This is a genomic window from Methanobrevibacter sp. UBA412, from assembly GCA_002495685.1.
In the GTDB taxonomy this organism is placed as follows: Archaea; Methanobacteriota; Methanobacteria; order Methanobacteriales; family Methanobacteriaceae; genus Methanobrevibacter_A; species Methanobrevibacter_A acididurans.
This window is the reverse complement of record DAGJ01000007.1, coordinates 27,013-38,885: the sequence shown is the minus strand read 5'-3', so window position 1 is coordinate 38,885 and position 11,873 is coordinate 27,013. Positions and strand designations below refer to the sequence as shown.

The following is an 11,873-nucleotide window of genomic DNA, read 5'->3' as shown; positions in this document are numbered from 1 at the left end:
ATTTTCTTCATTAATTCTTTTTTTCTTCTTCTTTTATTTTACCTTCCCTAATTAATCTATTTTTTTTAATACCATAACAACTTAAAGGATTATTAATTTTTTTACAATCTTTATCAGCTTTACACAATTGAGGAAGGTGCATCTTTATTTTCTCACAACTCATTGGAGTATACCATTTAGTTTCACCTTCATGATTTAAATCAGGACTATCATGCATACCAAATCCTAGTTTAGAAATAATATTTATTTTTTCTTGGGGTTGATCTTCAAATAATGGAGGAGTACAATTATCTGCAGCTTCATAAATTAAAGGTAAAATTTCATTTTCAGTAATGACCAAATTTTTATCAATATCCGAAACTTTCACCCCACCTTCACTTGCAAAAATACCTGGATATAAACGAGCATAAGATACAAAACTAGTTAAAAGTAAAACAATAGCATCATTACGGCCACCCGAAGATACACCATTTACAGTATTATATATACATGGTGGAAATGCTTCTCTAATTAATTTTCCTATTTTAAAATTATTTGCATTAGCATAAAAAGTACTATATTTAGTCATTTCTTCAGAAATAGTTTTTTCTACATCAGAACCTAGTTTTTCAATATTAGAATGAATATTTACAAAAGAAGATTTTTCTTTAATCATTTTAATATAATTTTCAGTATTTAACATTATCATATTAGAAACTATTTGTTCTTTAAGATTTTCACCAACTAACATATCATACATGCTTTCAGGACGTCTATTATGAAATTTATCATTATAAGCATTCAAAAAATCTTCTTTACTTAAAATTATTTCACCATTGTTTATACATAAATTAGTTAAAGATAAATTACGATTATCAATAATATCTTTTAATATAGTCCATCTTGAACCCTGTGTTATGGATAATTGTTTTAAAATTGAATCAACCATATCTTGTCTTTCATTAGTTAACAAACGATTTAATCTATCAAGAATCAATGATCCTTCTGATTCTATGAAGAGTTTAGTCTCTCTAGAACTTATATTAAATTTAGTGGCTACAGCTTGTGCCAACATATGAAAAGCAATTACATCAAATTTCAATATATCCTTATTAAAAAGGTAAGAATAATCTGAAAGTTTATAATTTTTATTATTTTTACGTTCAATATACCAATTAATTCTTTTTATCGCCAAATCCCCAATACTTATAGGCACATGACTAGATTCTAAATTTTGATTTGAACTACGGTTTATAGTATCCACTAAGCCATTGTTATATTCAAATGTTTCATTTAAATTACTATTTTGTGAAACAATTTTTAAACTTTCATCAGATAATGGATTTATATATGGTATTAAATTCATTTTAAATTTTTTTCCTTAAATTTGGTTACTTTTTACTGTCACGATATTCATGTGCAAATGTTGCATCATAAAGTTTAGAATCATTGAAGTCTATAGGACCTAAAACTTCTCCTACAATAATCATTGCAGTTTTTGTAATATTGGCCTGTTTTACTTTAATTGCAATATCTTTTAAAGTACCTTTAACAATTTCTTGATCTGGCCATGTAGCTTTTTTAACTACTGCAACAGGCGTATTAATTGGATAATTTTTAGATAATTCGCTCACTACCTTATCAATCATACCCACACCTAAGAATATGCACATTGTAGCATGATGAGATGCTAAACTCTCTAATGATTCATCTTTAGGTTTAGGTGTCCTTCCTTCAGGTCTTGTTATTATGACTGTTTGAGAAATTTCAGGTAAAGTTAATTCTTTTTCTAATGCAGCTGCTGAACCAAATACTGAACTAACTCCAGGAATAAGTTCATATTCAATACTTTTTTCCTTTAATAATCTGATTTGTTCTGCAATTGCACCATAAATACTTGGATCTCCAGTATGTACTCTTGCAACCAATTTATTTTCACTTGTTGCTTTTTCCATTATTGTTACTATTTCATTTAAGTTTAATTCAGCACTATTAAAAACTTTTGCATCAGATTTACGGTTATCTAATACTTTTTTATTTACTAATGAACCAGCATATATTATGCAATCTGCTTTTTGAATAGTTTGATATCCACGAACTGTTATTAAATCTGGAGCTCCAGGACCTGCGCCAATAAATATTACTTTTCCTGTCATTAAAATCACTACTTATATATTATAACTAGAATAATTAATCCATAAATCAGTTAAATAAAAATTATTTTAATTAATTAAATCATTTATAAAATAGGATTAGATTTTTTTAACTAATAAAAGTATATACTAAAAAAAGAATTTCAAAATAAAAAAAATAAAAAAAATAAATTTATTCCATATCATGAACACCTAGAGATTCCATAACTTCCTCCTGAATTTTTAAAAATTCCGTGGATTCTCTCTTCCTTGGACGTTCCAAATCAATAGAAACTATATCTTTAACACGTCCAGGATTTTTATCCATAACAACAACTTTATCTGCCAAAAAGACCGCTTCATCCACATCATGAGTAACAAAAACAATTGTAGTATCAAATCTTTTCCAAACTCCAATTAATTGTTCTTGTAAAGTATGCCTAGTTTGCATATCTAAAGCAGAAAATGGTTCATCCATCAATTGAACCGGAGTATGATTTAATAAAGATCTAATAATAGCTACTCTTTGTTTCATACCCCCAGATAATTGATAAGGATAACTATTTTGAAAATCTTCTAAACCTACTCTTTGAAGATATCTTTTAGCAGATTCCAAATTTTCTTCCTTTTTATCAGGATAACACATATTTAATCCAAAAACAACATTATCCAATACAGTCATCCAAGGAAACAATGAGTACTGTTGAAAAATAAAACCTCTATCACGTGAAGGACCTTTAATTAAACCAGCACTATCATTAACTTCCCCAGAATCAGGTTCATCTAATCCTGCAATAATACGTAAAAGAGTAGTTTTACCACATCCAGAAGGACCCAATAAACAGATAAATTCCCTATCTTTTATATCAAGATTAATATTATCTAAAACATGGAGAATATCACCATCTTCTTGTTTAAAAGATTTATTTACATTTTTTACTTGAATTACCAAAATATTATTCCCCTATAAAATTTATTTTAATGAAATATTATTCATTCTACCAAAATATTTGATCTTGAACTTTTCTAAACATGTAATCAAATATTATTCCGATAATACCAATAGTTAACATTCCCACTACAGTTGTTCCAGTATCAAATAAGTTTGTAGATGTTAAAATTAAATAACCTAAACCACTACTTGATCCTATCATTTCTGCAGAAATTGTACACATTAAAGCAATACTTACACCAACTTTTAACCCAGAAACTATGTAAGGAACTGCTGAAGGTAAAATTATACGGCGTAAAACATTCCAACGATTAGCACCAAGAGTTTGAGCTGCTTCAACAAGAACTTTAGGAGTTCTTTTAACACCATCTAAGGTATAAACAAGAATTGGGAAAACACAACCCATGAAGATAATGAATACTGCAGGAACGGTACCTATTCCAAACCATAAAATACTGAAAGGAATCCAAGCAACTGGTGGAATAGGGCGTAATATACTTATAACTACACTACATAAATCTTCTAATGTTTCACTACTTCCAAGCACAACACCTAAAGGTATAGCTACTATAGATGCTAGTATTAAACCTAAAAATACTTTAAATAATGTATCAATAGTATCTTTTAATAACTTTCCATTAATAATTGCAGTAAAAGCTGATTGGCAAACTTCTATAGGTCCAGGTAAAACATAAGGTGTTATTAAGCCTAAGCCATCTGTTATTGCATACCAGAATATTAATACTATTACAGGCAATAATATTGGAATTATAATTTTCTTTTTATTCATTAAATCATCAATAATAATTTTTTTAAAAATTTTATAATATACGAATATAACTTAGCTCTTTTTAATATTTAAAAGTAATTAATAAATGAAACTCTTACAAAATTCTTTAAATTAAATTTTAATTAAAAAAAATAAAATAACAGAAATTTAACTCAAATAAAACCTAAAAAATTAAAAAATTAGTTAAATTAATTTAAACTTTATATTATAAAGCAAGTAATAAAATTAAAAATTAAAAAAGTAAAAATTATGATATTATTTAGTACTATTTGTACTATTAATATCATAGAAAATTTGATTATCAGTCAATTTTTGTTTTAATAATCCCATTTGAACTTCAATATCCATGAAAGATCTTACACTATCTTTATAATCAGAACTTAATCCACTTATAAAGTGAAGTTTGTTTAAAGATTGTTTTTCAACAGTAGAATTAGCTACTATATCAGAAGGTAGTAATTCTGCAGATTTATCCACATTAGAATTAATATAATTAGTTTCATTTGCATGGATTTCAACTATCTTTTTAAGTTCATCTGGATGGTTATTAATAAAATCATCACTTGCTGTAACTACACAACATGGGTGGTTAGGTAAAATATTACTAGAATCTGCAATTTCTTTCCCATAACCTTGACTTGTTGCCATAGTTACATAAGGTTCATAAGTCATCATAGCATCAATTTTACCAGTTTTAATAGCATCATTCATACTTGGTACTTTCATTGCAGATATTTTAACATCACTTTCATTCATACCATTTTTTTGAAGAGCATATTTAAGTAACATATTTTGTATTGAAGCTTCACCTGGAGTACCTACAGTTTTACCTTTAAGATCTTTAATACTAGTTATACTAGAATTTGAACTCACTACAAGTCCACTACCTTCAGTTTGAACTGCTGATACTATTTTTACAGGAACACCTTTTTGAATACTAGATAACACTGGAGTGATTCCAACATAACCAACATCAACTTCCCCACTTGCCATAGCAGTCATTAAATCTCCACCATTGTTGAATTGTACAAGATTAGTTTTAATACCTTCAGCTTGGTATTTATCTTGAGCATCTGCAACAAATAATGCAGCATCATGATCAGATGGTAAGTAACCAATATTTACAGTTCCATCATCTTGGGAGTTCATATAAAAATAAGCTCCAAAAACTGCAATTATTGCAATTATAATAATAGCTACAATTATAGTCTTTTTATTCAATTATATCACCAAAAATTTTTTAAAATAATGAGAGAGAAATTAAATTTTTTAAAAAAATTAAATTTTTACATAAAATCATTATTAATATATTATAATAAAACATTAGATATATAATAGTTTTGATAAAAAAATTTAGTGTAATCTTAATATTACAATTACATAAGCATATGATAATAAAATACTTTAAAAAAGATAAAATAGTATTAGTTAATATAATAGTGCAAAATAATATATTTTTTTATTATATAAATCAAATTATAAATATATTTTATTATTAAAAGAAAGAACATTAATTTAAAAAAAGATTGAAAGACAAATACTAAAATAAATTAAAAAAAGACAAATATACAATATCAAATATAGTTTAAGGCATAAAATAATAATGACTAATAAGCTTACATCTTCTTTTCAATATCATTATTAATTTCTTTTTCATTATGATAAAATTCAGGATTATCAAATAATTTATCCCTAAATAATTTAGTTATGCGACTAATACACTGTCTACTATAACCAGTTTCCGCAACTAACTCTTTTACGGTTTTAATATTCATATTAAATAAGATATACAACATGACGCCTAAAGGGATTTTACTTTTATAAAAAAAGGTTCCACTAAAATCATTAAAATTATTTCCACATTTTTTACAAGAGTATCTACGAACTCTCCCCTGAATTCCTCGATTATTAATATCATAGGATTTACACTTAGGACAGTAAACTCCATGAACCCAACGTATGCTCCTAAAAAAAGCCATTGCAATTTTTTCATCAGGCAAATTAACTTCAGGATTAATAACACCCTTCATGATTATACTATAAATATACATTATTAATAAATTTTATGTAATATCATAATAACATTACAAAAAAATTTTATTAAATAAAAAAAATTAAAATATAAAAAATAGATTCATAAAATTTATAAATCTATAATAATTCACTTCTTAAATCAATAGTATCAACTAAATCCGGACCAGTACTAATAATAGTTACAGGAACACCAGTTTCAGTTTCAATTTGATCAATGAAATCTTTAGTTTCAGCAGATAAAGTACCATAATCTTGTGTACGTGCACAATCAGGATATAATCTATCAACACAAGTTAAAGCAATTTGAGTAGCACCATTAATTCTACAAGATTCCTTAGCTAACTCAAAATCAAAAAGACCTACTCTTCTACGACGACCAGTAACAGTACCATATTCTTCAATATCCATCTCTTCAGCTTTATTCTGATTTATTTCAGTTGAAAATGGTCCTTCACCAACACGAGTAATATAAGCTTTAAAAACATTGATAACTTCATCAATTTTTGTTGGACCTACACCTACATCTGCAGCAAAAGTACTAGCAGTAGTATCTTTACTAGTTACAAAAGGATAAGTTCCATAGTATAATGAAAGTCCAAAACCTTGAGAACCTTCAATAAAAACATCTTCACCAGCATCAATATTATCATTACATGCTACAGAAACATCGGTCAAATAATCTTGAAGTTCTGGAACATCTTTAGCCATGTCAGCTATTCTTAAAACACGATCACTATTTGCTGGACCACATCCTGAACCAGTACTGCCAATCTTTTTAAATAAATGTTCTGAACCACGATCACGATCACGATCTTCTTTAGTTATCATACTACAACGAGGATCAACAAGAGTTCTACTTTTAACATCAAACTTATCTAAATATTCTAATTCATGGAAAAATACTTCAGGATCCACTAAGACACCAGCACCAATAAGAAGTTGAGCATCTCTTTGAACAAAACCAGAAGGAATTAATCTTAAACCATATTTTTCTCCATTTAAAACAACAGAGTGACCCGCATTTGGACCTACACCTGCACGAGCTATAACTTTCGGTTTATCGTTATCACAAAGGTAAGTAATACATTTACCTTTACCTTCATCTCCCCAAGCTCCACCGACTAATATACTACAAGTCATTATTTAAATCTCCTAAAAAAAATTTTATGATAAAAAAAATTTTTTTAAATATCTTAATAAATTCATAAATCTTAAATGATAATCAATTACATTAACATATAATTATAATTAATACACCAAACAATTAATATATTTTTAAACCTTTATAAAATTAACCTAAAAATTATGCAATTTTCAATATGTCTAAAAGAATTTGAAGATACTTATACCTATCATATTTCCATTCTTCATTATATCCTAAGAATTCATCTAAAACTAAATGATTCATTTGACGAAGAACTGCTAATTGAACAATATTCTTAACATCAGCATCAATTTTTCCTTCTAAAATTAATTGACCAAAAGCTGTTGCAATAATTGTAACATCAAGCATGATTAAATCTTCATCAAAACTTTTATCTTTAATAATTTTAGTTATATTAGAATCTTCAAGAATTTCTTCATTATAATCCTCTAAATTTAAATCCCAACTATTTAAAATCCAATTAAAACACTCAATTAGAGGAGCATTGGGATTATCTTCTCTCCAATCACATAATTCAACAAAAGCCATATAACCTTCATCAGAACCAAAAGGTGCTAATTGATCCACACAATCCCAAAAAAACTCATAATCCGCTATTTCAATAGCTTTGGGGCTTGGAGTTTCACCATAAAAATCATTTGAAACATTCAAATAATTATATCCTTTATCTGTATTTTTCATATTAATCAAAAAAATTATTTTTATTATAAATTAAGGGGGAATTCTTCACATATAGAATCAAAAGAATATTCTTCATTTGTCCCTTTTTTATTCCAATAATCTAAATAGTACAAACACCATTTATTAGATAAATTTTTTATATCTTCACCAGTTAACTGCTCAAAATCATTGAAAAAATGAATATTATTACCTCCTACTGCAATACTTACATTACTAACAGTAAAACATAATAAAAAATCATAACCATTATTACCCTCTTCGTAATTTTCAACAAGTATTTTTTTATTTTCATAAAAATTTGCTATTGCTTTAAGGTAATCCCGATCTTGAAATTTAAATTGATTTTTCACTATTTTTAATGAAAATTCTTTATGAAAATTCATTAGATTATCTTTAAAATTAATTGTATCAGATTTCATTAAATTTTGTAAATCATTTGAAAGTCCTAAAAATTCCACATCTTTAATATCATTATAGAAAATAGCTAGAAAAATATTTTCACCAAATCTTATAGCTATTTCACTACTAGAATCTTCAAATTTATTAGTATCATTTTTGGGATTAAAGATTTGAACATCTTTAAATTCAAAATATAATGCATCATTAGATATTTCAAGCCATGTCCATCGTCCAGCAGTAGATATTATATCTTCAATTAGATTTAATGACTTTTTTTCCATGATATTAATCCTTTAAATTAATTTTTATATAAGTTTCAACGGCTCCTTCCATCCCATAAGTGAAATCTTCATCAAAATGTTTCATCCATTTAAATGGTTTAATACAAATTCTTTCATCAAGACTACCATCCCATTTAACATTTAAATTATTAAATTTTAATGAATCCACAATTTCATTACCAATTTTAAGAGCTAATTTTTTATTTTGTTTATAATCCCCAAAAGTTAAATATAATTCATTATCATTAATACAATCTTCTATATCATAAAAAGAGTAGAAAACAAAACCTTTAGCATCATATTTATTATTTACAAGATGAGTATAAATTTCAAATGCATCATTAACCCCCTCTTCAAAGTCAAATCCTGCATTATGAATAGGGACAATGTTTTTTTTAGTTAAATCTATAAAACTATTATTCAAACTTCTAAAAAATTTAAACTTACAATCTTTCAAATCTTCAATATGTTTTTCTAATTCTTCTTTAACTATTAAATCTATTTGATTAAGATTAACATCTTCATCTAGGAATTGTTCTTCTATTATCTCATTAATTTCTAGAGGAGCATAGAATCCAGATTTAACAAGAAGACTAATTTCATATATTATTTCTTCTTTCAATTCTACATTCATAAACAACTAACCCTTAAATTTGGTACTAATTTATTTTTTATTTCATTGTTTGAATATTAGTAACTTTTCCACGATCTGAAAATCCGACAATAACTCTTTGTTGTCCAGTTTTAGCCATTGAAAAGTCTTCTCTATCTACAAATTCATAACCTTTAAGAATAGTATAACCTTTTAATGCTTTTCTTGCATTTACGGGATAATCTATTTGGAAATCGTTATAATTATGAGAAAACTTATCTAAATCTTCATTAGTAGGTATTTCATCTGAATGAATAGTTACAAATAAAATTAAATCCCCTGCATCAACTGCATAATATGCATCTGCATCAACTAAAGGTGCAACAGTCATAAGTAAAATATGAGCTACATCAATATTAACATTAGTTAAAATGCTGTTAGAAAATTCAGGAATATTATATTCTTCACCAATTTTCTTGATTTTATTTACATCTTCAAGTAAAATTTGTGGAAAACCAACATCATCATTATCCCAAGCCCATGACCATTTTTCTTCTTTTTGTGATAATGATCCTATAATTTGCATTGGAAATTCATTATCTGGAAAAACTAATAATCCATCTTCAAAATTAATCTCGCAATTATTTTCACCTATAACTTCACTTAAATTTTGTTGTCTTTCATAAGCCATTGTACCTGTTTTAGTGAAAATATCATTAAAATCATCTTTTTTTTCTAATATATCTATGCCTTTAACCATTTTATCAAATCCTATAATTCAATTATTTTTAGAAGGATAATTTACTTATTCTATCCATTGCTTCTTTTGTGTTTTCATGTGTATTGAATGCAGTTAATCTAAGATATCCTTCACCACTTGGACCAAATCCAGAACCTGGGGTTCCAACAACATTTGCTTCTTCAAGTAATATATCAAAGAATTTCCATGAATCAACACCTTCTGGAGTTTTAACCCAAACATATGGACTATTAACTCCACCATAAGTGTTTAATCCCATTTTTAAAAAGCTTTCTCTTATAAGTTTAGCATTTTCATTGTAATAAGCAAGATTTTCTTTGATTTCTTTTTGACCTTGTTCTGTGTAAATAGATTCTGCTGCTCGTTGAACTGGATAAGAAACTCCATTGAATTTAGTGGTTTGTCTACGATTCCATAAATCATTTAATTTTACAATTTCTTTATTAGATGCTGTGATTTCAATGTCTTTTGGTACAATAGTATATGCACAACGTGTTCCAGTAAATCCTGCAGTTTTTGAATAACTTCTAAATTCAATTGCAACTTTTTTTGCTCCGGGAATTTCATAAATACTGTGTGGAACATCCTCTTCCTGAATAAAACATTCATAAGCAGCATCAAAAAGAATAATTGCATCATTTTCTATTGCATAATTTACAAATACTGTTAATTGTTCTTTAGTAAGAGTTTCACCAGTTGGATTATTTGGGAAACATAAATATATAATGTCCACAGGTTCTTTTGGAAGTTCTGGGACAAAATCATTTTCTTCAGTGCAAGGTAAATATACAATTCCTTCGAACATTCCATTATCCATTATAGGTCCAGTTCTTCCAGCCATTACATTAGTATCTACATATACTGGATAAACAGGATCAGTTACAGCAATAGTGTTATCTATACCAAAAATTTCTTGTATATTTCCTGTATCACATTTTGCGCCATCACTGATAAAAACTTCATCTAAATCAAAATTGACGCCTAATGGTTTAAATTCATTATCAATAATTGCTTTTTGTAAAAAATCATAACCTTGTTCAGGACCGTAACCATGAAAAGTGTCAGAATGTCCCATTTCTTCAACTGCATCTTTAAAAGCTTTTACAACAGTTTTAGCTAAAGGTTTTGTTACATCACCAATACCCATTTTAATTATATTTTTATCAGGATTTTCTTCCTGATATTTATTAGCACGTCTTTCTACTTCCACAAAAAGGTAACTATTTTGTATTAAAAGATAATTTTCATTAATTTTTACTACCATCTAAATTCATTTCCTATAAAATTTTTTTTAATCTAAAATATAATATTATAATAAATTTGCTTATTATATATACTATATTTAATTATAAATTTTTTTTGTTAAAAAAGTTTCTAAAAAAGTTCCTAAAAAAAATATTTTTTTCTAAAAATAAATAAAATATATATTTTATAATAATTATAATAAAATATAATTATAAATTTATAAAAAATGTGTGAGGAAAAAATAAATGAATTCACTAACAGTAGTTTTACTTTTAATAATAGCAATAATCGGTATTGGCTCTATTGTTTGGGTAAAAAAGTATTACAAAGAAATAGAAACTGAAATGCCAACAAACGGACTCAATACAACTAAATATATAAATAAACTTAAAAATCAAAAAAATAAACTTCCTGAAACTGAAGATATAAGTTCAATGTTTAATTTTAATAAAAAAGAAGAAAAAATTGATTCATATCAACAAACACAAAATATTGAAAATGATGATTCTTTAACAGATTCATTTAAAAATATGTTTACCGGGGAAAATAATAATAATAAAAAAGAATATTCTGCAAAAGACTTAGTTAAAGATACTATTGGTGAACCAACAACAGATTTTAAAAACAAAATTAGTGAATTCAATGACAATTTAATTAAAAACTCAAATGACAAACCTGCTTCTCTTAAAAAAGGATCAAAATCTACATATAATGAAGTTGAAACAATAACCCCTTTAAAAGAGGAAGAAAAGGAAAAATTCAAAATCGAAGATCCTATTGTTAAAACTAGTTTAAAAATAAATAATGATGACAATCAAAATACTCTCACACAACCCGAAAAAGAAACAAAACCAAAACTAGAA

At 26.4% G+C, this 11,873-nt stretch carries 13 protein-coding genes; 1 reads left to right on the top strand and 12 read right to left on the bottom strand.

The genetic code is table 11. The features are described from left to right. Positions 1-10: 10 nt before the first annotated feature. The 12 genes from BP997_RS01770 to BP997_RS01715 all read right to left on the bottom strand — a co-directional run bounded on the left by BP997_RS01770 (position 11) and on the right by BP997_RS01715 (position 11,029). Positions 11-1,345 (bottom strand): DNA primase, encoded by a 1,335-nt coding sequence (locus BP997_RS01770; RefSeq protein ID WP_409198792.1) that lies wholly within the window; start codon positions 1,343-1,345, stop codon positions 11-13. A gap of 25 nt (positions 1,346-1,370) precedes the next feature. Further along, positions 1,371-2,135: a precorrin-4 C(11)-methyltransferase gene (gene cobM, locus BP997_RS01765; protein WP_409198791.1), complete on the bottom strand. Its 765-nt coding sequence runs from the start codon at positions 2,133-2,135 to the stop codon at positions 1,371-1,373. A gap of 169 nt (positions 2,136-2,304) precedes the next feature. After that, the gene (locus BP997_RS01760; protein WP_409198790.1) at positions 2,305-3,063 is read right to left on the bottom strand and encodes an ABC transporter ATP-binding protein; all 759 of its coding nucleotides are present in this window, start codon (positions 3,061-3,063) and stop codon (positions 2,305-2,307) included. Between the two features lie 46 nt (positions 3,064-3,109). Continuing rightward, positions 3,110-3,853: an ABC transporter permease gene (locus BP997_RS01755; RefSeq protein WP_409198789.1), complete on the bottom strand. Its 744-nt coding sequence runs from the start codon at positions 3,851-3,853 to the stop codon at positions 3,110-3,112. Between the two features lie 255 nt (positions 3,854-4,108). Next, positions 4,109-5,074: an ABC transporter substrate-binding protein gene (locus tag BP997_RS01750; protein ID WP_409198788.1), complete on the bottom strand. Its 966-nt coding sequence runs from the start codon at positions 5,072-5,074 to the stop codon at positions 4,109-4,111. A gap of 395 nt (positions 5,075-5,469) precedes the next feature. Continuing rightward, positions 5,470-5,883 carry a transposase gene (locus BP997_RS01745; protein ID WP_413825809.1) on the bottom strand — a complete coding sequence of 138 codons (414 nt, stop codon included), beginning with the start codon at positions 5,881-5,883 and terminating at the stop codon, positions 5,470-5,472. Positions 5,884-6,004: 121 nt separating this feature from the next. After that, on the bottom strand, positions 6,005-7,027 hold the full coding sequence (locus BP997_RS01740; protein WP_409198786.1) for an adenylosuccinate synthetase: 1,023 nt from the start codon (positions 7,025-7,027) through the stop codon (positions 6,005-6,007). A 163-nt stretch (positions 7,028-7,190) separates the two neighbouring features. After that, positions 7,191-7,733 carry a hypothetical protein gene (locus BP997_RS01735; RefSeq protein WP_409198785.1) on the bottom strand — a complete coding sequence of 181 codons (543 nt, stop codon included), beginning with the start codon at positions 7,731-7,733 and terminating at the stop codon, positions 7,191-7,193. 23 nt (positions 7,734-7,756) lie between these two features. After that, positions 7,757-8,413 (bottom strand): hypothetical protein, encoded by a 657-nt coding sequence (locus tag BP997_RS01730; protein WP_409198784.1) that lies wholly within the window; start codon positions 8,411-8,413, stop codon positions 7,757-7,759. Positions 8,414-8,417: 4 nt separating this feature from the next. Continuing rightward, the gene (locus BP997_RS01725; RefSeq protein ID WP_413825814.1) at positions 8,418-9,047 is read right to left on the bottom strand and encodes a DUF6891 domain-containing protein; all 630 of its coding nucleotides are present in this window, start codon (positions 9,045-9,047) and stop codon (positions 8,418-8,420) included. A gap of 37 nt (positions 9,048-9,084) precedes the next feature. Further along, complete coding sequence (locus BP997_RS01720; RefSeq protein ID WP_409198782.1) at positions 9,085-9,765, bottom strand: DUF6882 domain-containing protein; 681 nt, start codon at positions 9,763-9,765, stop codon at positions 9,085-9,087. Between the two features lie 28 nt (positions 9,766-9,793). Then, positions 9,794-11,029, bottom strand: a complete 1,236-nt coding sequence (locus BP997_RS01715) for an LL-diaminopimelate aminotransferase (protein ID WP_409198781.1) — start codon at positions 11,027-11,029, stop codon at positions 9,794-9,796. A 226-nt stretch (positions 11,030-11,255) separates the two neighbouring features. On the opposite strand from BP997_RS01715, the gene BP997_RS01710 reads away from it, so the two are divergent. Next, the coding region (locus BP997_RS01710; RefSeq protein WP_413825816.1) for a hypothetical protein at positions 11,256-11,873 on the top strand (618 nt) is incomplete at its 3' end.